Consider the following 23,752-nt stretch of genomic DNA (forward strand, 5'->3'; position numbering starts at 1 on the left):
GTGACCACCACCACGAAACCCGCCGCGGCGGACTCCCCCACCGGCGCCGGCCCCTGGCGGCTCGCCCGCGCCGAACTGCGCCGCCGCACCTCGGTGAAGATCTCGCTCGCCGTCGTCGCCCTGTTCCTGCTGATGGCGGCCGGCGCCCCGCTGCTGAGCGCGCTCGGCGGCTGGTCGCCCGAGGAGTTCGACAAGACCGCCGTCGACCCCTACCTGGGTGGCGCGCCCATCGGCCCGCTCGGCGGCGTCTCCGCCGACCACTGGCTCGGCGTCGAACCCGTCACCGGCCGCGACCTGTTCGCCCGCGTCGTGCACGGCGCGCAGGTCTCGCTGCTGATCGCGCTGACCGCCACCGCGATCGTCGTCGTCGCCGGGACGGCTGCCGGCATCACCGCGGGCTACTTCGGGGGCCGCACGGACACCGTGCTCTCCCGGCTCATGGACCTCACGATGTCCTTCCCCTCCCTCATCTTCATGATCGCGATGCTCTCGGTGGCCAGGGACGTCAACCGGATCGTGCTGATGACCGCCGTCATCGGGCTGTTCGGCTGGCCCGGCGTGGCCCGCGTCGTCCGCGGCCAGACCCTCTCGCTCAAGCACCGCGAGTATGTCGACGCCGCCCGCGTGGGCGGCTCCGGGCCCTGGCGCATCCTCACCCGCGAGATCCTCCCCGGCGTCCTGGGGCCCGTCATCGCGTACACCACCCTCGTCGTCCCCGGCATGATCGCCACCGAGGCCGCCCTGAGCTACCTCGGCGTGGGCGTCCGCCCGCCCACGCCCTCCTGGGGCCAGATGATCGCCGAGAGCGTCGCCTTCTACGACACGGACCCCATGTACTTCGTCGTCCCCAGCACCTGTCTGTTCCTGACGGTGCTCGCCTTCACCCTGCTCGGCGACGCCCTGCGCGACGTCCTCGACCCGAGGAGCGCCCGCACATGATCCTCTACCTGGGCCGCCGGCTCCTCGCCGTCGCCGGCGTGCTCCTCGCCGTGGCCGCCGTCACCTTCACCATCTTCTACGTCCTGCCCTCCGACCCCGCGGCCGCCGCCTGCGGCAAGTCGTGCAGCGCCGACCGGCTGGCGGCCATCCGCGCCCACATGGGCCTCGACCAGCCGCTGTGGCGGCAGTTCGCCGACTTCGTCACCGGCGTCTTCACCGGCCGCACCATGGGCAGCGGCCAGTACGCGCTGGAGTGCCGCTTCCCCTGCCTCGGCTACTCGTACGAGAACTCCGAGGCCGTCTGGGACCTGCTCATGGACCGCCTGCCGGTCTCGGCGTCCCTGGCGCTGGGCGCGGCCGTGCTGTGGCTGCTGCTCGGCCTGGGCGCCGGCGTGACCGCGGCCCTGCGCAAGGACACCCTCACCGACCGTGCCCTGATGGTCGGCGCCGTCGCCGCCGCCTCCCTGCCGGTCTACTTCACCTCGGTGATGCTCATCTACGGGCTGATCCGGGTGGCCGGGCTGCTGCCCTACCCGCAGTACGTCCCCCTCACCGGCGATCCGGCGCACTGGGCGTCGAACCTGCTCCTGCCCTGGCTGGCGCTGGCCGTGCTGTACGCCGCCATGTACGCGCGCCAGAGCCGGAGTTCCATGATCGAGGCGATGGCGGAGCCGTACATCCGCACCGCCCGCGCCAAGGGGCTGCCGCGCCGCACGGTCGTCGTCAAGCACGGGCTGCGGGCCGGTATGACACCCGTCCTCACCCTCTTCGGCATGGACCTGGGCGGGCTGCTGGCGGGCGCGGTCATCACCGAGTCCATCTTCGGGCTGCCGGGCGTCGGCCGGCTCTTCTACGGCGCGCTGTCCACCGGCGACCAGCCGGTCATCCTCGGCGTCACGCTGCTCGCGGCCGCCTTCATCGTCGTCGCCAACCTGGCCGTCGACCTGCTCTACGCCGTCGTCGACCCGCGAGTGAGGTACTGATGACAGACGACCGGCCCCTGCTGTCCGTCACGGACCTGACCGTCACCTTCCCCACCCGGCACGGGCCGGTACGGGCCGTGGACTCCCTCGGCTTCTCGGTGGACCGCGGGCGGACCCTCGGCATCGTCGGCGAGTCCGGCTCCGGCAAGTCCGTCACCTCGATGGCGGTGATGGGCCTCCACACCGGCGCCGAGGTCACCGGCTCCGTCGTCCTCGACGGACGGGAGCTGACCGGCCTGCCCGAGCACGAGTTCGGCCGGCTGCGCGGCCGCCGCATGGCGATGATCTTCCAGGACCCGCTCTCCAGCCTCCACCCCTTCTACACGGTCGGCGAGCAGATCGCCGAGCACCACCGCGTCCACTTCGGCTCCCGCCGCGCCGCGGCCCGCAGAAGGGCCGTCGAGATGCTGGGCGAGGTCGGCATCCCCGAGCCCGCGCGCCGGGCCCGCGAATACCCCCACCAGTTCTCCGGCGGCATGCGGCAACGCGTGATGATCGCCATGGCCCTGGCCTGCGAACCCGACCTGCTCATCGCCGACGAGCCCACCACCGCCCTCGACGTCACCGTCCAGGCGCAGATCCTGGAGCTGATCGCCCGCCTCCAGCAGGACCGCGGCCTCGCCGTCGTCCTGATCACCCACGACCTCGGCGTCGTCGCCCGCGTCGCCCAGGAGGTGCTGGTGATGTACGGCGGCCGGGCGGCGGAACAGGCGCCGGTGGACGCGCTGTTCGCCGACCCCGCCCACCCCTACACCCGGGGGCTCCTGGACTCCCTCCCCCGCCTCGACGACGCGGACGACGCACCTCTGCGAGCCATCCCCGGCAGCCCGCCCTCCCTGCTCAGCCCGGCCCCGGGCTGCGCCTTCGCGCCGCGCTGCCCGGTGGCGGCGGCCGCGACGGCGGGCGAGCGCGAGCGCTGCGAGCAGACGCGGCCCCTGCTCGTCCCGTCCCGTGACCGCCTGGTGGCCTGCCATCTCCCGCTGCGCTCCGGCGCCGACACCCGAGGAGGCGCCCGATGACCGCGCCCGCCCCGCCCCTGCTCTCCGTGCGGGACCTGACGATGACCTTCCCCGGCAGGCGGGGCCGTTCGGCGCCCGTCCGGGCCGTCGACGGCGTCTCCTTCGACCTGGCGGCGGGCGAGACCCTGGGCCTGGTGGGCGAGTCCGGCTGCGGCAAGTCCACCACCGGCCGCATGATCGTACGGCTCCTGGAACCGACCTCCGGGTCGGTCACCTATGACGGCCGGGACATCAGCCGGCTGCGGCAACGCGAGCTGAAGCCGCTCCGCCAGGAGCTCCAGATGGTCTTCCAGGATCCGTACTCCTCCCTCAACCCGCGCCGGACGGTGGCCCGGACCATCGCCGACCCGCTGCTGGCGCAGGGCGGTTCGGCGGCGGAGGCACGAAAGCGGGCCCTGGAGCTGATGGAGCTCGTGGGGCTCATCCCCGAGCACATCGACCGCTATCCGCACGAGTTCTCCGGCGGGCAGGCGCAGCGCATCGGCATCGCCCGCTCGCTGGCCACCCGCCCCCGGCTGATCGTCGCCGACGAACCGGTCTCGGCGCTGGACGTCTCCGTCCAGGCCCAGATCGTCAACCTGATGGAACGGCTGCGGCGGGAGCTCGGGCTCGCGTACCTCTTCATCGCCCATGACCTGTCGGTGGTCAAGCGGGTGTGCGACCGGGTGGCGGTGATGTACCTGGGGCGGATCGTCGAGATCGGCGCCAAGGAGCGGGTGTACGCGGCGCCCGCCCATCCGTACACCCGCGCCCTGCTGTCCGCCGTTCCGTTGCCGGACCCGGCGGCCGAACGGGGGCGGGAGCGCATCACCCTGCTCGGCGACCCCCCGAGCCCGGCGGCTCCCCCGCCGGGCTGTTCGTTCCACCCGCGCTGCCCCAAGGCGCGGGAGATCTGCCGCACCGAGACCCCGCCGCTGCGTGTCGTGGCGGCGGGCGAGGCGCGCCGGGCGGCCTGTCACTTCCCCGAGGCCGCCTGAGCGACGGGACGTGCCGGTGCCCTGGTTCCATGGGGGGATCCGGGGCGCCGGCGCGTGCCGTATCGGCACGGCTCTCCCGCACGGCCCGGCGAACTCCCGGCGAACTCGGGCCACCTAAGGGGTTGTCAGTAACATTTCACATTACTACGTTACACATCACATGGCGGCGCGGCGCACTCCCCACCTCAGCGCCATCGCCCAGCGGTTGACGCACGTGCACCGCCGTGCCGCCTCCTCCCACCTCCCACACAGGAGTCACCGGTGTTCCATCCGAGATCCGTGCTCACCGCCGCCATAGCCGTCACGCTGTGCGCCACGGTCGTCCAGCCCGCCCTCGCGGACTCCCCCGCGCCCGCCGCCTCCGCCGCGTCCCCCACGGCGCCCGCGCCCGCCCCGCGAGCGGACACCCCCACACCCAACCCCTTCGACGAGGTCACCAGGCTCGCCGAGACGCCCCGGCCGGCCGACCTGTCGAAGGCCGGACCGGGCTCCCTGTCCCGGGCCCGCGTCCCCGGCCCCGTCACGCCGGCGAAGAGCAAGGGCAAGGCCGCGTCCCCGGCCCCCCGCGCCACCGTGCGCGGCACCGCCGTGCCCTGCACGCTCGACGGCGTCTCCCGGCTCGGCCCCGAGCAGTTCGCCGACTTCCTGATGGACCCCGCCGTCACCGCCGACGGCTGTCTGCGCGACATCCTGTGGACCTGGGACCAGCGACTGGCCCGCGTCATGTCGAAGGAGCACGTACGGGCCGTCGCCGCGCGCGCCGAGCGGTACGGCTCCTCCCACGACGGGAAGAACGGCACCCATGTGCTGGAGCTGTTCACCTACCTCCACGCCGCGGCCTACCACGACTTCTCGCACGACGAGATCGACCACACCGACCCGCAGACCGTGGAGGCCGTCCGGCGGGCGGTGTACTACTTCGGCATCGCACCGCGCACCTTCGACGCCACCCGCACCAACGCCGAGAGCCTGCGCGAGGCCCTCTACGCCGCCAGCACCCCCGGGCTGCGCCACCAGCAGCTGCCGCTGATGAAGCGGGTCCTGGCCACGATGGACGCCTCCCACCCCGAGACCGCGAAGGACCGTTCCTGGGGCGGTGCCGCGCTGGGCGCGCTGTCCGTGGCCTACCTGGGCGTCTACAACGACGACCCCGCCTTCGACGCGGCCGTGGTCGCCGACCCCGCCTACCGCGCGGCCCTCAAGGCCTTCTCCGGCTACACCCACCTCAAGGGCACCGAGAACGAGTGGGTGGTGCGCGACGCGGTCAACGAGTACGCCCGGCTCAGCCAGGTCGCCGCGGTCAAGGGCGAGATCAGCTCCTCGCTGGGCGGGCTGCTGGACACCGTCGTCCGCAACTTCGGCCAGGGCAGCGAGCCCTGGGCCAAGGTCGTCACCTGGCTGAACGAGCTGGAGATGTGCGGGCAGTACGGGGTGTGCAAGGCCGACATCGAGCGGCGCGTCTTCCCGTACTCCTACACCTACGACAACGGCGCCATCAAGGTCCGCACCGCGCTGCCCCGGACCACCGTGGACAAGCTCTACTACGCGAGCAAGCAGGTCAAGGCGCAGTTCCACCGGGTGCTGGGCACCGAGCAGCCGCTGGCGGGCGACACCAACACCACGCTGAACATCGTGCTGTACGCCTCACGCAAGGACTACGAGATCTACCAGCCCCTGCTGACGGGCATGGGCACGAACAACGGCGGCATCTACATCGAGAAGGGCGCCACCTTCTACACGTACGAGCGCCGCGTACCGCAGGACTCCACGCTCACGTTGGAGGAGCTGTTCCGCCACGAGTACACCCACTACCTCAACGGGCGCTGGGCGGTGCCCGGCACCTTCGGCGAGGGGGCGTGGTACCAGAACGACCGCACCACGGCCATGGACGAGGGCACGGCCGAGTTCTTCGACGGCGCCACCCGCGACGACGGCATCAAGGTGCGCAAGTCGCTGGTGCAGAGCGTCATCAACGACACGGCGGGCGGCAAGCCGCGCATGACCGTCGACCAGCTGCTGCACGCCCAGTACGACCGCGACGGCTTCCGCTTCTACTCGTACGCCGGGACGTTCTTCGAGTTCCTCTGGGCCGAACGCCCCTCCCTCCTCAAGGAGATGTACGGCTACCTGCGGGCGGACGACGTGGCCGGCTTCGACGCCTGGCGCGACCGGATGGGCCGGGACTGGTACGTGCAGCGGGACTACAACGCCTTCCTCGACCGGCAGATCGCCAAGGTCGCGGACCTGTACGTGCCGAACACCACGTACACGCCGGTGGGCCGCCTGCAGCAGGCCACGGCCGACCAGGTCCGTTCGTCCTTCGCCGCCACCACCGGCAACACCCCCGAGTGCGGCGGCGTCCGCACCGCCGACCGTCCCCGCTTCGTGTGCACCGGCCGCATCACCGCGAACCTGAGCGACCCCGGCAACGCCGACCTGGTCTTCAAGGACATGTCGGAGACGGTCGACTACTTCATACTCGACCGCGCGAAGACCGGCTCCAACAACCTCGCCGACATGAACTGCTCCTTCGGCAAGGTCGACATCTGGTCCGACCGCCCGGCGGGCTCGGCCGACTACCGCTGCGAGGGCCCGCTGCGCGGCTGAGCGGACCGGGGACGGGGGCCGCCCACCGGGGAGACGGCCCCCGTCCCGTGCCCCTCTTTCGCTACCGCCCGGTGCCCCTCTTCCGCTACCGCCCGGTGAAGAGATTCCGCACGCGCCACCGGGCCCGGCCGCCGGGGTAGTCGTCGTCCTCGCCGTTCTCCTCGTCCGGGCCGCGCAGGACGGTCCAGCTGACCGCCGACACGGCGGGCTCCAGCGAGAGCCGGCTCACGGCCTCCTCCAGGAGACTGTCGTCGCGCCGTTCGGTGGTCAGCTCGGCGGACACCGTCACCTTCCCCGCCGTCTCGGCGTCCCGGCTGTGCACGGAGCGCAGCCGGAACCCGGGCCGGGCGACCGCCTGCACCACGAGGGTCCGCACATGGGCCTCCTCGGGTTCGGTGCACACCACCTCGAAGTGGTAGTCGGTGACCACCTCGGCGGCGCCGAGCGCACCCCGGTCCAGGCCCCGGGCGAGCGGCCGCAGCAGCGTGTTGGCACCGACCACCCCCACCGTGCCGAGCGCGGCCAGCACATACAGCCCGGTCCCGGCGAGGGCGCCCACCGCCGCCGAACACCACAGGGTGGCGGCGGTGTTCAGGCCACGGACGCTGAGCCCGTCGCGCATGATGACACCGGCGCCCAGGAAGCCGATGCCGGAGACGATCTGCGCGGCGACCCGTGAGCCGTCGTAGCCGGTGGTGCTGGTCGCGGTGGAGAAGCCGTAGGTCGACAGCAGGACGAAGAGCGCGGACCCGGCCGCGACCAGCGCGTTCGTCCGCAGTCCCGCCATCCGGGCGCGCCACTGGCGCTCCAGGCCGATGATCGCGCCGAAGCCCAGTCCGGCGCCGATGTTGACCGCCAGCGGCCACTCGTCGACGTATGCCATGGTCCGTCCTCCTCCGTCTCCCTCGTCACTCTCTTATCGGCCGGTCACAGCCATGTGCTGAACCTGCCCGGGTGGGGACGGCCAAAGACCGTACGCCGGGCGGATCGCGCTCGCGATCCGCCCGGCGTACGGGGCCGGGACGGGGCCCGGGGTGGTGCTGGGGAGGTGGTGCTACGGCTGCACCAGCGGCTTCCACGTGCCGAGGGCGTCGCCCCGGGTGCCGTCGTAGAGGGACGTCTCGCCGTTGGACCAGCGCACGACGAGGTCGTCGGGGCGGCCGCCGCCGCTGAAGTCGCCGGCGGTCATGACCGGGGACGACCAGGAGGCGTTGGGGCCCTGGAGGCGGGTGCCCGACAGGCCGGAGCCGGTGTAGGCGAAGCTGCCCAGCGAGCCGTCGGCCCAGCGCACGACCACGTTGGAGGCGTCCTTCCCGGCCGGGCGGAGGCTGGTCAGCGCCTGGGCGTTGCGCCAGAACGAGCCGGAGGCGGCGAGCTGCTTCTCGCTGCCGAGGCCCGTGGAGCTCACCCCGGAGTGGAGGGTGACCTTGCCGTCGGCCCAGCGCACGACGAGGTCGTTGGCCTTGTCGGTGGAGTTGTAGCGGCCCGCCGTGATCTGCGCGGCGTCCTTCCACGCGGAACCGGCGGCCGCCAGGGTGTACTCCTTGCCGAAGCCGGCGGGCTTGACGTCCTCGAAGTAGCTGACCTTGCCGTTGTCCCAGCGCACCATGAGGTCCGGCAGCGCGGAGCCGCTGAAGGCGCCCGCGGTGACGGCCTTGGCCCGCTTCCAGAAATCGGCCTTGGCCAGTCGCTTCTCGGAGCCGAAGCCACCCGCGCCGTCGCCCGTGTAGAGGGTGACCTCGCCGTCGCTCCAGATCGTCACCATGTCGTCCCGGCCGTCGCCGGTGACGTCGCCGGAGACCAGGTGGTTGGCGTGGGTCCAGGTCGAGGCGGCGCCGGCCAGCCGGGCCGCGTCCGAGGGCTGCTGGTAGGCGGCGCGCTGCGGGGTGCGGTCGGCGACCGCGTCCTGGTAGAGGGCGCGGATCTCGCCGTCGTAGACCGGGGAGTAGCTCAGCCAGTCGTCGTTGGCGGTGTTGCCGCCGCCGTTGAAGCCGCCGACGTTGCCGATGATGTCGCCGGTGCGGGACTTGGCGTCGTAGTTGGTGATCCACGGGCCGCCGGAGACGCCGCCGTAGTAGCCGCCGCAGGCCATCTGCATCTGGCGGAAGCCGGCCAGCCGCGAGGTCGGGATGGTGCAGGTGACGGCCCGCTGGTCGGGGTTGTAGGCGCCGGGGTAGCCGATGACGGTGACCGTGCTGGTCCAGCGGGGGGTGTCGGTCAGCCGCAGGCCGCCGGTGCGGTCCTCCACCCGCTCGCCGCGCGCGTTGGGCGACAGCCGGGCGAAGCCGAAGTCGAGGTTGGAGTCGACGCCCTTGCTGTTCCGCGTGTAGCGCGGGTCGGTGAAGACCTTGTCGACGGGGAAGACGCCGTAGGGCTGGTGGGCGGCGTCGAGGCCCTTGCGGTACTGCGGGACGAAGATGAGCTTGCCGCCGCCCGCCAGGGCCTTGGCGCAGTGGCCGGCGGTCAGCACGAGGTTGCGGCCCGCGCTCTGCACGACGCCGGCGGTGCAGTAGGTGGCGCCGGTGGTGCCGGAGCTGCTGAAGAACGTGCCGACGGCGGGTATGCCGTCGCCGAGGGTGCCCTGGGGGGGTGCCGGTGGGCGCGGCGAGGCGCGGTACGGCCGCGACGCCGGAGCGGGGCCGGGCCACGGGCGGCGCGACCTGGCCCGCCTCGACCGGCGTGGCGCCGGCCATGCGCTCGGCCGTCCAGTACTGCTCGGCGGTGCGGGCGTCGCCCGACGGCCGCGGGGCCGCGACGGCCACCGTGGCGGTGGCGGTCGTACCGCACGCGGCCATGGTCAGCGCCACGGCGAGGGCGCGGGTCCAACCGGGTCTGGAAGGAGACAAGATGACTCTCAGAACTAGGGGAACAAGAGTGCGATGCATAGTGGCACATCGCACGTCTATGCGATTCTCCGGGGCTCCGGGGACCACCGCGGCTCGTGGTGGATGGGCGTCCGCCCGCCCGTGAGCGGGCCGCCCGCGCCGCCCCGCCGGACCGCGACGATCTCGGCGGCGATGGACAGGGCCGTCTCCTCGGGCGTACGGGCCCCCAGGTCGAGCCCGATCGGGGACCGCAGCCGGGCCAGCTCCGCCCCGGTCAGGCCCGCCGCGCGCAGCCGGGCCAGCCGGTGCGCGTGGGTGCGGCGCGAGCCCATGGCGCCGACGTACGCGAGGGGCCGCCGCAGGGCGCGCTCCAGCAGGGGGACGTCGAACTTCGCGTCGTGGGTGAGCACGCAGACGACCGTGCGGGCGTCGAGGTCCTGGCCGTCGAGGTAGCGGTGCGGCCAGTCCACGACGACCTCGTCGGCTTCCGGGAAGCGCGCCCGCGTCGCGAAGACGGGCCGGGCGTCGCACACGGTGACGCGGTAGCCGAGGAAGACGCCCGCCCGGACCAGCGCCGCCGCGAAGTCGATCGCACCGAAGACCAGCATCCGCGGTGGCGGAACGCGGCATTCCACCAGGAGCCGCACCGGTGCGCCGCACAGCGAGCCGTCCGCGCCGACGTCGACCGGTGCCGTACGGCCCGCGTCCAGCAGGGCCAGCGCCTCCCGGGCCGCCGTCGCATCCAGCGCCGGGCCGCCGCCCAGGCCGCCCTCGGCCGTGCCGTCGGGGCGGACGAGCAGGGCGCCTCCCCGCGTCCCGGGCGGGCCGGAGACGACCCGGACCAGGGCGGCGGTCCCGCCGAGCGCGGCCTCGGACAGCGCCGCGGCCAGCACCGGGCGCCCGCGGACCGGAGCGACCAGGACGTCGAGTTCGCCGCCGCAGGTCAGACCCGCGGCGAAGGCGTCCTCGTCCGAGTAGCCGAACCGTTCCAGCAAGGTCTCCCCGGTCTCCAGGGCCGTGCGGCACAGCTCGTACACCGCGCCCTCCACACACCCTCCGGAGACCGAGCCGACGGCCGTGCCCGCGGCGTCGACGGCCAGGGCGGCGCCGGGCGGGCGGGGCGCGCTGCCCCGGACGGCCACCACCGTGGCCACCGCGAAGTCACGGCCCTCCACGCACCACCGGTGCAGTTCCGAGGCGATGTCCAACACGGCGGACCCCCTTGTCTCCCTATGTCGCGCCCAGCCAGCGCTCGATCGGATGCAGGGCGAAATAGCCCGCGAAGACCAGCGTCAGCACCCACATGAAGACGCCCGGCTCGCGCCAGCGGCCCTGCCCGGCCTTGATGACGGTGTGGGCGATGACACCGCCGCCGACGCCCGCGGTGATGGAGTACGTGAACGGCATCAGCACCACCGTCAGGAAGACCGGGACGGCGACCGCCCGGTCCGTCCAGTCGATGTGGCGGGCGTGGCTCGCCATCATCGCGCCGATGACGACCAGCGCGGCCGCCGCGATCTCGCCGGGGACGATCCTCGTCAGGGGCGTGACGAACAGGCACGCCGCGAAGAGCAGCCCGGTGACGACGGACGACAGGCCCGTACGGGCCCCCTCGCCCACGCCCGTCGCCGACTCCACGAAGACCGTCTGGCCCGAGGCCCCGGCCACCCCGCCGATCGCCCCGCCCGCGCCGTCGACGAGCAGCGCCCGGCTCAGGCCCGGCATCCGGCCCCGCTCGTCGGCGAGTCCGGCCTCGGTGCCCACGCCGATGATCGTGGCCATGGCGTCGAAGAACCCGGCCAGCACCAGGGTGAAGAGGATCATCCCCACGGTCGCTCCGCCGACCGCCCCCCAGCCGCCGAACCCCACCCGGCCGAACAGCGAGAAGTCCGGCATCGAGACGACGCTCCCGGTCAGCCGCGGGGCCCCGTTCTGCCAGGTGCGGGGGCCGGGGTCGACGACCACGTCGACGACGACCGCGAGCACGGTGCCCACGACGATGCCGACGAGGATCGCGCCGGGCACCTCGCGCGCCTGGAGCAGGAAGATCAGCAGCAGGGTGACGCAGAACAGCAGCACCGGCCAGCCGGCCAGCTCGCCCGCCGGGCCGAGGGTGACCGGGCCCCCGGACTTGGCGGCGTGCACGAAGCCCGCCTTGACCAGGCCGATCAGGGCGATGAACATGCCGATGCCCATGGTGATGGCGTGCTTGAGCTCCAGCGGGATGGCGTTCATGACGCGCTCGCGCAGCCCGGTGAGGACCAGCAGCACGATCACCCCGCCGTAGAGCACGCACATGCCCATGGCCTGCGGCCAGGTCAGCCGGGGCACGACCTGGGTGGAGAGCACCCCGGAGACCCCGAGGCCGGCCGCGAGCGCCAGCGGGACCCTGCCGACCAGCCCCATCAGCAGGGTGGACAGCGCCGCCGCGAAGGCGGTCGCGGTGATCAGACCGGACCGGGCCAGGGTGTGTCCGCCGGCGTCGGGGCCGGACAGGATCAGGGGGTTGAGCAGCAGGATGTAGCTCATCGCCATGAACGTGGTGACGCCGCCGCGCACTTCGCGGGCGAGCGTCGAGCCCCGTTCGGAGAGGTGGAACCAACGGTCGGGCCAGGACATGGGGCCTGCTCCAGGATTCCGGTGGGGGTGCGCGGGATGCGCGGGGTGCGCCCCTGAGGGGCGCGGGGAACGGAGCGCTCAGTCGCCGGTCAGACGCTCCGGCCGCACGGGGACCCGGTTCAGGGCCAGCCCGGTGGCCTGCCGGATGGCCGCCACGACGGCGGGCGTCGAGGAGAGGGTGGGGGCCTCCCCCACGCCGCGCAGCCCGTACGGCGCGTGGTGGTCGGCGAGTTCGAGGACGTCGACGGGGATCGCGGGGGTGTCGAGGATGGTGGGGATGAGGTAGTCGGTGAAGGAGGGGTTGCGGACCCTGGCCGTCACCGGGTCGACGACGATCTCCTCCATGACCGCGAGCCCCAGCCCCTGCGTCGTACCGCCCTGGATCTGCCCGGCGACGGCCAGCGGGTTCAGCGCCTTCCCGACGTCCTGGGCGCAGGCCAGCTCCACGACCTTGACCAGGCCCAGTTCGGTGTCCACCTCGACGACCGCGCGGTGGGCCGCGAAGGAGTACTGGACGTGCCCCAAGCCCTGCCCGGTGCGCGGGTCGAAGGGCTGGGTGGGGCGGTGCCGCCACTCCTCCTCGGCCTCGACCGCCTCGCCCTCCAGGACGTCCGCGAGCGTGGCGAGGACCTCGCCGCCGTCGGTGACCACCTTGCCGTCCTCCAGCAGGAGTTCGGCGGTGGCCCACGCCGGGTGGTACGTGCCGAAGCGCGCCCTGCCCCGCTCCAGGACCCGCTCCCGCACCAGCTCGCAGGCGTGCTTGACCGCGCCGCCGGTGACGTAGGTCTGCCGGGAGGCGGAGGTGGAGCCGGCGGAGCCGACGCGCGTGTCGGCGGGGTGGATCGTCACCCGGGCGACGCCGAGCTCGGTGCGGGCGATCTGGGCGTGCACGGTGACCCCGCCCTGGCCGACCTCGGCCATCGCGGTGTGGACGGTGGCCACGGGCTCGCCGCCCACCGTCTCCAGCCGGACCCGGGCGGTGGAGTAGTCGTCGAAGCCCTCGGAGAAGCCGACGTTCTTGATGCCGACCGCGTAGCCGACGCCCCGGACGACCGACTCGCCGTGGGTGGTGTTCGACAGCCCGCCCGGCAGCGCCCGGAGGTCCGCCTCGCCGCCCGCCGACTCCCACTGCCGGTCCGGCGGCAGGGGCATCGCCTTGACGCGCCGCAGCAGTTCGGCGACGGGCGCGGGCGAGTCGACGACCTGGCCTGTCGGCATCACCGCCCCCTGCGCCATCGCGTTGCGGCGGCGGAACTCCACCGGGTCGAGGTCCAGCGCGGCCGCGAGCCTGTCCATCTGCGCCTCGTAGGCGAAGCACGCCTGGACCGCGCCGAAGCCGCGCATCGCCCCGCAGGGCGGGTTGTTGGTGTAGAGGGCGAGGGCCTCGACGTCGACGTGGTCGACGACGTACGGGCCCACGGAGAGGGAGGCGGCGTTGCCGACGACGGCCGGGGAGGAGGAGGCGTAGGCGCCGCCGTCCAGCACGATGCGGGCCGTCATGTAGACGAGGTCGCCGTCGCGGGTCGCCCCGTGCTCGTAGCGGAGCTTCGCGGGGTGGCGGTGGACGTGGCCGAAGAAGGACTCGAAGCGGTTGTAGACCATCTTGACGGGCCGGCCGGTGCGCAGCGCGAGCAGGCAGGCGTGGGCCTGCATGGACAGGTCCTCGCGGCCGCCGAAGGCGCCGCCGACGCCGGAGAGGGTCATGCGCACCTTGTCCTCGGGGAGGCCGAGGACGGGGGCGATCTGGCGGAGGTCGGCGTGGAGCCACTGGGTGGCGATGTAGAGGTCGACGCCGCCGTCCTCGGCGGGCACGGCCAGCCCGGACTCGGGGCCGAGGAACGCCTGGTCCTGCATGCCGACCTCGTAGTCGCCGGTGACGACGACGTCGGCGCGGGCCCGCGCGGCGGCCACGTCGCCGCGGACGACGGGCTGGCGGTGGACGATGTTGGGATGGGGGACGTGGCGGGCGTGTTCGTCGGTGCGACCGGGGTGGAGGACGGGGGCGCCGGGGGCGGTGGCGCTCGCCTCGTCGGTGACGACGGGGAGCGGCTCGTAGTCGACACGTATCTTCGCGGCGGCGCGGCGGGCGGTCTCGGGGTGGTCGGCGGCGACGAGGGCGACGGGCTCGCCGTGGTGGCGGACGACGCCGTCGGCGAGGACGGGGGTGTCCTCGATCTCCAGGCCGTAGCGGGTGGCGGCGGGCAGGTCGGCGTGGGTCAGGACGGCGTGGACGCCGGGGGTGGCGAGGGCCTCGGCGATGTCGAGGGAGCGGACGCGGGCGTGGGCGTGCGGGCTGCGCAGCGTCACGCCCCAGAGCATGTCCGCGTGCCACAGGTCGGAGGCGTAGGCGAACTCGCCGGTGACCTTGAGGGTGCCGTCGGGGCGCGGGGCGGACTCGCCGATGCCGCCCCGCGTGCCGCTCGCCTGGGTGAGGCCGGTGGGGGTCAGGTCGCGCACGGTGTCAGCCCGCCTCTCCGGAACGGGCGGCGGCCAGGCGCACCGCGTCGAGGATCTTCTCGTAGCCGGTGCAGCGGCAGAGGTTGCCCGACAGGGCCTCGCGGATGTCGGCGTCGGACGGCTCGGGGACGCGTTCGAGCAGGTCGTCGGCGGCGACGAGGAGTCCGGGGGTGCAGAAGCCGCACTGCACGGCCCCGGCGTCGACGAACGCGCGCTGGACGGGGGAGAGTTCGTCCTCCGCCAGCCCGGCCCGTCCGGCCAGACCCTCGACGGTGACCACCTCGCGGCCCTCGGCCTGCCCGGCCGCCACCAGGCAGGCACACACCGGCACGCCGTCGAGGCGGACCGTGCAGGAGCCGCATTCGCCCTGCTCGCAGGCGTTCTTGGAGCCGGGCAGGCCCAGCCGCTCGCGCAGCACGTACAGCAGGCTCTCGCCCTCCCAGACATCGTCGGCCCGCCGGGGGCGGCCGTTGACGGTGAAGCTCAGGCGCATCGCGCTCCCCTCCCCTTCCCTTCGTCCCGGTGGTATGCGGCCCAGGCCCAGCCGAGCGTCCGGCGGGCCATGACGGCGACCGCGTGCCGGCGGTAGGCGGCGCTGCCGCGTACGTCGTCGATGGGGTTGCAGGCGCCCGCGGCGAGCGTGGCGAACTCGGCGGCGGCCGAGGGCGGTACGGTCCGCCCGGACTCCCAGTGGCCGCCCTCCTCCAGCACCGCGGCGAGGAAGTCCTCGGCCGCGCGGGCCCGTACGGGCGTGGGCGCGGCCGAGCCGATGCCGGTGCGCACGGTACGGCGATCCGGGTGGAGGGCGACGGCGAACGAGCACACGGCGATGACCATGGCGTTGCGGGTGCCGACCTTGGCGAACTGCTGGGGTCCGGTGGCCCGGCGGACCCGGACGGCCCTGATCAGCTCGTCGGGGGCGAGGGCGTTGCGTTTGACGCCGGTGTAGAACTCCTCGACGGGGATCAGCCGGGTGCCGCGCACCGACTGGACCTCGACGTCGGCGCCGGCCGCCAGCAGCGGGGGGTGACTGTCGCCGGCCGGGGAGGCGGCGCCGAGATTGCCGCCGACGCTGCCGCGGTTGCGGATCTGCGGGGAGCCGACGGTGCGGGCGGCGAGCGCGAGCCCGGGCAGCGGGCCTTGGAGGTGGTCCAGGACGCGGGCGTAGGGGACGGCGGCGCCGAGCCGGACGGCGGGGCCGTCGTCCTCCCACTCGTGGAGTTCGGCGACACGGCTGAGGTCGAGGAGGTGCTCGGGGCGGCGGTGGTCGAAGTTGATCTCGACCATCACGTCCGTGCCGCCCGCGAGGGGGACGGCCGAGGGGTGCGCCGCCTTCGCGGCGAGCGCCTCCCCCCAGTCGGCGGGGCGCAGGAAGTCCATGTCGGCCAGTACAGCGAGCCTCCGACAGGCCGGTGCAGTCACCGAAAACATGAAGCGGTTGGCTGGCCAGGCCCCACGTCTTGTAGATTCGAACGAAAGACGGGGTTCAGAAACCTCACTGCATTCCACTGGTGAACAAGAAGACAGATCGGCGGCGACCCACGATGCGGCTGCGCGCACTGCTGGAGACCGATGCGCTGGGCCTTCGGCTGCTCGGCGGCGAGGACGAGCTGGACCGTACGGTGCGCGGCGTGATGACCACCGACCTGCGCGACCCCAGCCGCTACCTCTCCGGCGGGGAGCTGGTCCTCACCGGACTCGCCTGGCGGCGGGAGCCGGCCGACTCCGAGCGGTTCGTCCGCATCCTGACGGCCGCCGGCGTGGCCGGGCTGGCCGCGGGCGAGGCGGAGATCGCCTCCACCCCCGACGACCTGATCGAGGCCTGCGCCCGGCACCGGATGCCGCTGTTCTCGGTGCACGAGACGGTGTCGTTCGCGTCCATCACCGAGCACGTCGTGCGGCAGGTCTCCAGCGAGCGCGCCGGGGACCTGGCGGCCGTCGTCGACCGGCACCGGCGGCTGATGACGGGCGGCCCGGCGGGCGGCGGCCCCGAGGTCGTACTGGACCTGCTCGGCTCCGACCTGGACCTCCGCGCCTGGGTGCTGTCCCCCACCGGCCGGCAGATCGCCGGCTCCTCGCTGGCCGGCGCGGGCCCGGACCTGCCGCCGGCCGTCGGCGCCGCGCTCGCCGGCGAGCACCTGGCCGCCTCCCGCGGCGGCCGGCGCGACCCCCACCGGGTGACCGTGGGCGGCACCACGTACTCCCTGTTCCCCGTTCGGAGCAGCGGCCGGACCGCGTCCGCGCGGGACGTGCGCGAGACGGTGCTGTCCGAGTGGCTGCTGGCCGTCGAGGCGGACGCCGGCGACTGGCCGGAGGAGCGGCTGGACCTCCTGCACGGCGTCACCCAGCTGATCGCCGTCGAGCGCGACCGGCGCGACGCGGCCCGTACGGTACGGCGCCGGCTCGCCCAGGAGGTCCTGGAGCTGGTCCAGGCGGGCGCCGCGCCCGCCGAGATCGCGGCCCGGCTGCGGGTGGCCGCGCCCGTGCTGCTGCCCGGGCTGGGCACGGCCCCGCACTGGCAGGTCGTGGTGGCCCGCGTGGAGTGGGAGGACGGCGACATCCCCGGCGGCCCGGTCGCCCAGGCGCTGCTGGAGGAGGTGCTGGTCGACCCGGCGGCGGCCGGCCCCGAGCCCTCGGACCGCATCGCCGTGGCCCACACCGGCGACGAGGCCGTGGCGCTGGTGCCGCTGCCGGCCGAGCTCACCGGGGCCGAGGAGCTCCCGCCGGCGGGCCTCCACGCGGACGCGCTGCTGGCGTTCGTCCGCGAGCCGCTGGCCGCGGGCCTGGCCGACGACGGGCGGCTGACCTTCGGCGTCAGCGCCGCCGTCCACTCGGCGGAGGGGCTGCGCGGCGCCCTGGAGGAGGCCCGGCACGCCCGGCGCGTCGCCGCCGCCCGGCCGGGCCGGGTGTGCGCCGCCGGCCACCAGGAGCTGGCCTCGCACGTCCTGCTGCTGCCCTTCGTGCCGGACGACGTCCGCCGCGCCTTCACCGCCCGGCTGCTGGACCCGCTGCGCGACTACGACCGCCGCCACCGCGCGGAGCTCATCCCCACGCTGGAGGCGTTCCTGGACTGCGACGGGTCCTGGACGCGCTGCGCCACGCGGCTGCACCTCCACGTCAACACGCTGCGGTACCGCGTGGGGCGCATCGAGCAGCTGACCGGCCGGGACCTGTCCCGCCTGGAGGACAAGCTGGACTTCTTCCTCGCCCTGCGCATGAGTTGAGGGCGCCCGCCGCCCCGAGGGTCCCTTTATCACATGAGCGGACTCCCCCTCCTGACGGAGATCGTTCTTCGGTAGCCTTCCCCCTCGGTGGGAGTTTGTGAATTGGTTCACACCTGACCCTTGGCCGGGCCCGGGTCTTCGTGCTGAGATCGGAGCAGGCTTCCAGCTCGACGGCGCGCTTGGGGAGGGCACTGTGGCGGACACCGCCATGCGGAATTCTGGGTTGTCGGAGCCACACACACCGGGGGAGGACCCCCTCGGCCCCCTCGGCCACGCCGCCTGGCGGCTGCGGTCGAGGGCCTGCTGGGAGGACGCCGCCGCGCTGCTCGCCCCCCGGGCCGCCGCCGAGGTGGACGTCGCGCTGCGGCGCACGGCGGTGCTGACCGAGCGGTGCGTGTTCACGGGCGAGGGGTGGCGGGCAGCGGAGGACGCGCTGCGCTCGGCGGAGGCGCTGGCCACGAACGACGAGGAGCGCGGCGCCGCGGCCTGCGAGCGCGGCCACCTGGCGTACGCCGCCACCCTGCTGGGCGTACGCGACCGGGCCGACGAGGCCCGCTCGGCGCTGGGCCGGGCGGCGGCGCTGCTGACGCCGCGGTCCCCGACGCGGCCGCTGCTGGACTTCCGGCGGGGCCTGATCGCCCAGCACCTGTCGGACAACCCCTCCGACGCCACCGCAGCCTTCACCCGCGCCCACGCGGGCGCGAGCGCGCACGGCCACCGGCTTCTGCTGTCGTCCACGTGGCGGCATGTGGCGGCGATGGCCGAGCACGACGGCCGCCTGACGGAGGCCCGGCACGGCTTCGCCGAGTCGCTGCGCATCCGCGAGGAGCTCGGCTACCTGGTGGGCATCGCGCCCGCGCTGGCCTCCCTGGCGGCGGTGCTCCCGGACCCCGCGGAGGCCGCCCGCCTCCGCGCGGAAGCCCTCCGCCTGGTCCGCCTCCTGGGCGGCGTCCCCTCCTGGCTGGCGGCGCGGCTGAGCTAGGGCCCGCCCGGCGGGGAGGTACGAGCCGGGCTCGGCGTACGGCCGGGAACCGGCTCCGTGGCGGAAGCGCCCCGGCGCGCGTCCCCGCACCGCGCGACCCGCCGCAAGGCGCGCAGCACCGAGCGGCATCCGCCGCCGGACGCCGGGGCGCCCGGCCGGTCCCCCGGACCGGGTCAGGACCGGTCCGGGGTCCGTACGCCGCAGTGGTGCCTCGCCACCGTCTCCGCCGTGGCCAGGTCGCCCGTCGCCAAGGCGTCCAGGAGGGCGAGGTGTTCGGCCGCGTCGATCACCGGGTCGGGCGTCGCCGCCCACTGGGCCCGGCGGTGGAGTTCGCCGGCCACCGCCACCAGCTGCCGGTTGCCCGAGAGGTCCAGGAGCGCCGCGTGGAAGGCCCGGTCCGCCTCCGTGTAGGCGGCCAGGTCGCCGGTGGCGGCGACGGCCGCCGTGGTGACGGCCAGCGTCCGCAGCTCCCGCCAGCGCGGGGCGGGCACGGCACGGGCCAGCCGCAGCAGGGCCGGCACCTCCAGGAGGGCCCGGACCTCGGCCAGCTCGGCGAGGTCGCGCGCGGTGCGGCTGGTCACGCGGAAGCCCCGGTTGGGGACCACCTCGACGGCCCCCTCCAGCGCCAGCTGCTGCATGGCCTCGCGCACGGGCGTGGCCGACACCCCGAAACGCTCCCCCAGCGCGGGGCCCGAGTACACCTCGCCCGGGACGAGCTCACCGCTGACGAGGGCCCTGCGGAGGGCGTCGAGCACCTGGCCGCGCACGGAGTGCCGCTGCGGCACCCGGCGCGCGTACTGGCTCTCGTCGTGGGTGTGCTCCCCGCGCGCGCTCGGCGTGGCCTGCCGCGGAACCCCCGCCGCCGGCCGCGATACTGCGCTGTGGGGTCTGCCCTGCTCCATCCGGTTCCTCCTGGTCTCATAGGGAAACCTAAGGCGGCACGTCCGGCAGTTCAAACCCCGGCCGACGCGGGTAAGGTAAGCCTTACCTGCCAACGATCGGGATTCGGTGGTCCCTCCCATGCCTGCTGCCCCGGCCACGTCTCCCCTCGCGGGGGCCTACGCCCGGTTGACGGAGCTCCTCCCGGCGGTGACCGTGTCGTGCGCCCCGCCCCGGCACGGCGACGGCTGGGTGACGGCGGCCGGCCTCGCCGCCGGCGGCGCCGACCTGGACGCCTTCCTCGCCTGGGACGAGACCCAGGTGCTGCGCGACTACGGCCTGCGGGCCCGCCCCGACGTCGTGGCGAGCTTCGGACTGCACCGCTACGCCTGGCACGCCTGCCTGCTCCTCACGGTCCCCTGGTTCCTGGACCGCCGGGTGCCCCGCCTCCCGGCACGGGCCGTCGCGCTGCACCGGGCCAGCGGCCGGATCACGGCGGACGTCGCCGGATTCACCTGCCTGCCCGCCGACCCGGCCGCCACGCACCCGGGCGCGCGGGCCGTACCGGACGAGGAGGCGCTGCGACGGGAGCTGCGCTCGGCGGTGGCCGCGCACCTCGCCCCGGTGCTGGCCGGCTTCGGACCCCGCATGCGGCGCGGCCCGCGCGCGCTGTGGGGCATGGCCACCGACGAGACCGCCGAGGGACTGTGGCACGTGGGCCGGCTGCTCGGCCAGGAGGAGCGCGCCCGCCGGGAGCTCGAGCTGCTCCTGCCCGGGGCCACCGCCCCCTTCGTCGGCGGCGCGTCGTTCCGCGAACTGACCGGCCCCGGCGGCTGGTCGGCACCCACCCGCGACCGCGCGAGCTGCTGCTTCTTCTACACCCTGCGGCCGGAGGACACCTGCATCACCTGTCCCCGCACCGGCGACGCCGACCGCGTCGAGAGGCTGTCAGCCGGCTGACAGGTCCACTCCACTCCTTTCAGTGGTGTGAATAGAACTCAATTCCCTTGACGCTGGGCGGCGTTCGAATCTTTTCGTAGCTCTCCGTATATCCCTGCCGTCCATTCGCGGCGAGTTGCCGTGAAACCCCTTGGCATCCGGCCGGGTTCCGTCAGGATGGCGCGCGAAACCCCGTACTGCATGCAAGGGACGCAAGATGAGAGTGACCGACATACCGCTGAACTGGGTGCTTCCCAGTGCCGTGGCGCTCATCGGGGCAGTGGTGGCGGTGACGGTGTACGCGCGCGGCCGGCGGCCCGCCCCGGAGGACACGGCGGCCGGCGCCGACTCCTGGGAACGCAACGAGGAGCGCAGACGCCGCAAGGAAGCCGTCTACGGCATCGCCTCCTACGTACTTCTCTTCTGCTGCGCCGCCGTCGCCGCGGCCCTCTCCTTCCACGGGCTGGTCGGCTTCGGCCAGCAGAACCTGGGGCTGACCGACGGCTGGGAGTACCTGGTGCCGTTCGGCCTGGACGGGGCCGCGATGTTCTGCTCGGTCCTGGCCGTGCGCGAGGCCAGCCACGGCGACGCCGCGCTCGGCTCCCGCATGCTGGTGTGGACCTTCGCGGGCGCCGCGGCCTGGTTCAACTGGGTGCACGCGCCCCGGGGCATGGACCACGCGGGCGCCCCGCAGTTCTTCGCCGGCATGTCGCTGTCGGCGGCCGTGCTCTTCGACCGGGCCCTGAAGCAGACCCGCCGCGCCGCGCTGCGCGAACAGGGCCTGGTGCCCCGCCCGCTGCCGCAGATCCGGATGGTGCGCTGGCTGCGGGCACCCCGGGAGACCTTCGGCGCCTGGTCGCTGATGCTGCTGGAGGGCGTACGGTCGCTGGACGAGGCCGTCGAGGAGGTCCGCGAGGACAAGCGGCAGCGCGCCCAGCACCGGCTGCGCCGCCGGGAGGCGGGCAAGCTGGAACGGGCCCGGATCAAGGCGCTCAACCGCCAGCACCGGATGTGGGGGCGCGCCCGCGGCGGCCGGCAGGTCGAGGTGACCGGCCCCGCGATGCCTCCCGCCGCCCAGATCGGGTCGCAGGCCGGCCCGGAGCCTTCCATAGTCGAGCAGGGGCAGCTTCCGGTACGTTCCCGGCCGCTCCAGGCGGTGGGCAAACCCGAGCCCATCGACCTGACCGCCGAGGACGACACCCAGGCCATCCCCCGCCTCGACTCGCTGGAGGCGAAACTCGCCCAGATCGAGCGCCAGTTCGGCTGAGGCTCGCGGTCCCCGAACCGTCACGCGCGGGCGGTCCGGGGATCGCGCGCGTCGAGCTCGAACCACACGGCCTTGCCCACGCCGTGGGCCCGGACGCCCCACCCGTCGGCGAGACCGTGGACGAGCAGCAGCCCCCGCCCTGAGGTGGCGGCGGTGTCGACGCCGTCCGGAGGCCCGGTGCCGCTCCCGGCCCGGGCCTCCGGCGTGGGCGGACGCAGCACCGGACGCCGCGCGACGACGTCCCGCACCTCCACCCGCAGCCGTCCCCCGGCCCCGCCGGCCGGGCCCTCGCCCAGCAGCACGACGACCACCGCGCCGCCGTCGGTGTGCACGAGCGCGTTGGTGACCAGTTCGCTCGTCAGCAGCTCGGCGGTGTCCGCCCGCCCGGGATCGCCCCAGCCGGCCAGCAGGCCGCGCAGGGCGCCGCGTACCTCCGCCACGGCCGCCAGGTCTCCGGGCCCGATCCGTCTCTCCCACGGCGGCGGCGCGGCCGTACGATCGGCCGCCGTACCGCTCTCCCGCCGGGCCTCTTCCCGGACCTCCTCGTGGAGCGTCCTGTCCCCGGACCCGGCCCCGGAACCTCCCCCGCGCTCGCACCGCTCCGCGCCCGCCCAGTGTGCAGTCCGCCGTCTCATCGCTCGCCGACCCGACCCCTCCCCGGCGCCCCGGCATCGAACACGCTCACGGCAGAATGCATGCCCAACGGCCGGTGCGACGACTCCTGTTGAGGCATCAACATCGTGACACGGACGGCGCGCGCTAAACCTCCCACACCGCGCACGCGGAACGGTCGTCGGCGTATCCCTTCACGCGCAGCTGCGCGTCCGCGAGGAACTCGGCGAGCCCCGGCGGCTCCTCCCGCGCCCACCGCTCCGCGAGCCGGACCCCCAGCTCCGCCTCGCCCCGCAACGGATCGGCCAGACCCGCCGTGCACACCAGCAGGACGTCACCGGGCCGGGCCACGGAGGCACGGAACCGGAACGGCTCGCCGGGCACCTCGGCCGGGTCGATGACCGGCGCGGTCCCCGGCGTGGGGATGCCGAGGTCCACGGTGATCCGGTCGGCCGCCGTGTAGTCGGCCGCCGCGCTCTCGCCGGAGGCCCCCGGCTCGTGCGGCTCGGGGTCCAGGTCCTGCCAGGCGCCGTCGCGCAGCCGGAACAGCCCGCCCGCGCCGACGCCGAAGAAGACGCGCGTCCGGCAGCGGACGTCGGCCGGCAGCAGCAGGCAGCGCAGCCCGGCCGTGTACTCGGCGGCCGGCAGGCCCAATTCGGTCGCCCGGACGCGCAGCCGCCCGTAGGTGCGGTCGGTCAGCCGGTGCAGACCCGACTTCAGCTCGTCGCGACGGCCGGCGTGGATGTCCTCGGCGAGCCGGGCGTGACTGCGGCCCACGGCACCGCCGATCCACTCGCACACCTCGCGCGCCGCCCGGTGCGCGCCCTCGGCCGCGCGGGCGCCGCTCGCCAGAGCGACCAGCAGCAACGCGTCGTCGCCGGTGCCGAAACGAGCGGTGAGCAGGGCGTCGCGACGCGGCTCGCCGCGGTAGCGCGCGGAGTCGCCACGCAGCGAGGCGGCCCGCAGGGTCATGGCACCGTAACGGGCACCGTCCAGCACCGTGTCCGGTACGAGGTCCTCCAGCCCGCCGGGGTCGGCGGGCGGCCAGGCGGTCGGCTCGGCGTCGTAGGTGGGCGGCCGCCGGCCCACGAACTCGGTGGCCCGCAGCCGCGCCCCGTTACGGGGAACGGCCACCGCGGACGGCGGCAGCTCGGACACCTCGGTGGTGTCGGCGGAGTCGGGAAGGACGGGGGCGTACGGCACACCGGCGACCTCCAGGGCTCCGGAGAGGCCGGTCACGCGGGAGAGGTCGGTACCGACGGCTCCGCCCGGGGGCGCGGGGAGGGCGACCTCGCCGGAGCCGGCGGGAACGCCGTCCGTACCGGGGGCACCGGCTTCGCCCCGGGCTCCGAAGGCCCCGGCGTCGGCGGGCGTACCGAGCCCGCCAGGGGCGGCGGGAACGCCCGGCCCGGCGGAGCTCCCG

At 74.4% G+C, this 23,752-nt stretch carries 19 protein-coding genes; 9 read left to right on the forward strand and 10 right to left on the reverse strand.

What is annotated here, in order from left to right:
• From AC07BS_RS12665 to AC07BS_RS12685, 5 genes are all read left to right on the forward strand, one after another.
• Nucleotides 1-939, forward strand: a complete 939-nt coding sequence (locus AC07BS_RS12665; protein WP_478931923.1) for an ABC transporter permease — start codon at nt 1-3, stop codon at nt 937-939.
• Nucleotides 936-1,922 (forward strand): ABC transporter permease, encoded by a 987-nt coding sequence (locus AC07BS_RS12670; RefSeq protein ID WP_478640451.1) that lies wholly within the window; start codon nt 936-938, stop codon nt 1,920-1,922. The genes AC07BS_RS12665 and AC07BS_RS12670 overlap by 4 nt, the downstream gene beginning before the upstream one ends.
• Nucleotides 1,922-2,941 (forward strand): ABC transporter ATP-binding protein, encoded by a 1,020-nt coding sequence (locus tag AC07BS_RS12675; RefSeq protein ID WP_478931925.1) that lies wholly within the window; start codon nt 1,922-1,924, stop codon nt 2,939-2,941. Before AC07BS_RS12670 ends, AC07BS_RS12675 begins: the two co-directional genes overlap by 1 nt.
• Entirely contained in the window at nt 2,938-3,918 is a 981-nt protein-coding gene (locus AC07BS_RS12680) for an ABC transporter ATP-binding protein (RefSeq protein ID WP_478640455.1), read from the forward strand. Before AC07BS_RS12675 ends, AC07BS_RS12680 begins: the two co-directional genes overlap by 4 nt.
• Nucleotides 3,919-4,179: 261 nt before the next feature.
• Nucleotides 4,180-6,525 (forward strand): collagenase, encoded by a 2,346-nt coding sequence (locus AC07BS_RS12685; protein ID WP_478931927.1) that lies wholly within the window; start codon nt 4,180-4,182, stop codon nt 6,523-6,525.
• A gap of 85 nt (nt 6,526-6,610) precedes the next feature.
• On the opposite strand, the gene AC07BS_RS12690 is transcribed toward AC07BS_RS12685, so the two are convergent.
• The 7 genes from AC07BS_RS12690 to AC07BS_RS12720 all read right to left on the reverse strand — a co-directional run bounded on the left by AC07BS_RS12690 (nt 6,611) and on the right by AC07BS_RS12720 (nt 15,806).
• Complete coding sequence (locus AC07BS_RS12690; RefSeq protein WP_478640461.1) at nt 6,611-7,408, reverse strand: MgtC/SapB family protein; 798 nt, start codon at nt 7,406-7,408, stop codon at nt 6,611-6,613.
• Between the two features lie 171 nt (nt 7,409-7,579).
• Nucleotides 7,580-9,019 (reverse strand): trypsin-like serine peptidase, encoded by a 1,440-nt coding sequence (locus tag AC07BS_RS12695; protein WP_478931929.1) that lies wholly within the window; start codon nt 9,017-9,019, stop codon nt 7,580-7,582.
• 408 nt (nt 9,020-9,427) lie between these two features.
• Nucleotides 9,428-10,561: an XdhC family protein gene (locus AC07BS_RS12700; protein ID WP_478640465.1), complete on the reverse strand. Its 1,134-nt coding sequence runs from the start codon at nt 10,559-10,561 to the stop codon at nt 9,428-9,430.
• Between the two features lie 19 nt (nt 10,562-10,580).
• The gene (locus AC07BS_RS12705) at nt 10,581-11,969 is read right to left on the reverse strand and encodes an NCS2 family permease (protein ID WP_478640468.1); all 1,389 of its coding nucleotides are present in this window, start codon (nt 11,967-11,969) and stop codon (nt 10,581-10,583) included.
• 78 nt (nt 11,970-12,047) lie between these two features.
• Entirely contained in the window at nt 12,048-14,426 is a 2,379-nt protein-coding gene (pucD, locus tag AC07BS_RS12710; RefSeq protein ID WP_478931932.1) for a xanthine dehydrogenase subunit D, read from the reverse strand.
• A gap of 4 nt (nt 14,427-14,430) precedes the next feature.
• Complete coding sequence (locus AC07BS_RS12715; protein WP_478931934.1) at nt 14,431-14,919, reverse strand: (2Fe-2S)-binding protein; 489 nt, start codon at nt 14,917-14,919, stop codon at nt 14,431-14,433.
• Nucleotides 14,910-15,806 (reverse strand): FAD binding domain-containing protein, encoded by an 897-nt coding sequence (locus tag AC07BS_RS12720; RefSeq protein WP_478931936.1) that lies wholly within the window; start codon nt 15,804-15,806, stop codon nt 14,910-14,912. Before AC07BS_RS12720 ends, AC07BS_RS12715 begins: the two co-directional genes overlap by 10 nt.
• 164 nt (nt 15,807-15,970) lie before the next feature.
• Between AC07BS_RS12720 and AC07BS_RS12725 the strand changes: the two genes are divergently transcribed.
• Both AC07BS_RS12725 and AC07BS_RS12730 read left to right on the forward strand, forming a co-directional pair.
• On the forward strand, nt 15,971-17,650 hold the full coding sequence (locus tag AC07BS_RS12725) for a PucR family transcriptional regulator (RefSeq protein WP_478932111.1): 1,680 nt from the start codon (nt 15,971-15,973) through the stop codon (nt 17,648-17,650).
• Nucleotides 17,651-17,858: 208 nt separating this feature from the next.
• Nucleotides 17,859-18,632, forward strand: a complete 774-nt coding sequence (locus AC07BS_RS12730; RefSeq protein ID WP_478932113.1) for a hypothetical protein — start codon at nt 17,859-17,861, stop codon at nt 18,630-18,632.
• A gap of 173 nt (nt 18,633-18,805) precedes the next feature.
• On the opposite strand, the gene AC07BS_RS12735 is transcribed toward AC07BS_RS12730, so the two are convergent.
• Nucleotides 18,806-19,534: a GntR family transcriptional regulator gene (locus AC07BS_RS12735; protein WP_478640475.1), complete on the reverse strand. Its 729-nt coding sequence runs from the start codon at nt 19,532-19,534 to the stop codon at nt 18,806-18,808.
• 118 nt (nt 19,535-19,652) lie between these two features.
• Here AC07BS_RS12735 and AC07BS_RS12740 point away from each other — a divergent pair, with 118 nt between their 5' ends.
• Both AC07BS_RS12740 and AC07BS_RS12745 read left to right on the forward strand, forming a co-directional pair.
• Nucleotides 19,653-20,471 (forward strand): (2Fe-2S)-binding protein, encoded by an 819-nt coding sequence (locus tag AC07BS_RS12740; protein ID WP_478931938.1) that lies wholly within the window; start codon nt 19,653-19,655, stop codon nt 20,469-20,471.
• A gap of 196 nt (nt 20,472-20,667) precedes the next feature.
• Nucleotides 20,668-21,717 (forward strand): DUF2637 domain-containing protein, encoded by a 1,050-nt coding sequence (locus AC07BS_RS12745; RefSeq protein ID WP_478640478.1) that lies wholly within the window; start codon nt 20,668-20,670, stop codon nt 21,715-21,717.
• A gap of 20 nt (nt 21,718-21,737) precedes the next feature.
• Here AC07BS_RS12745 and AC07BS_RS12750 read toward each other — a convergent pair whose 3' ends face one another.
• Together AC07BS_RS12750 and AC07BS_RS12755 are read right to left on the reverse strand one after the other, a co-directional pair.
• Nucleotides 21,738-22,352 (reverse strand): ATP-binding protein, encoded by a 615-nt coding sequence (locus AC07BS_RS12750; protein WP_478640481.1) that lies wholly within the window; start codon nt 22,350-22,352, stop codon nt 21,738-21,740.
• A gap of 124 nt (nt 22,353-22,476) precedes the next feature.
• On the reverse strand, nt 22,477-23,568 hold the full coding sequence (locus AC07BS_RS12755) for a protein phosphatase 2C domain-containing protein (RefSeq protein WP_478931941.1): 1,092 nt from the start codon (nt 23,566-23,568) through the stop codon (nt 22,477-22,479).
• Between the last annotated feature and the right edge of the window lie 184 nt (nt 23,569-23,752).

Source organism: Streptomyces sp. NPDC044063 (genome assembly GCF_056434285.1).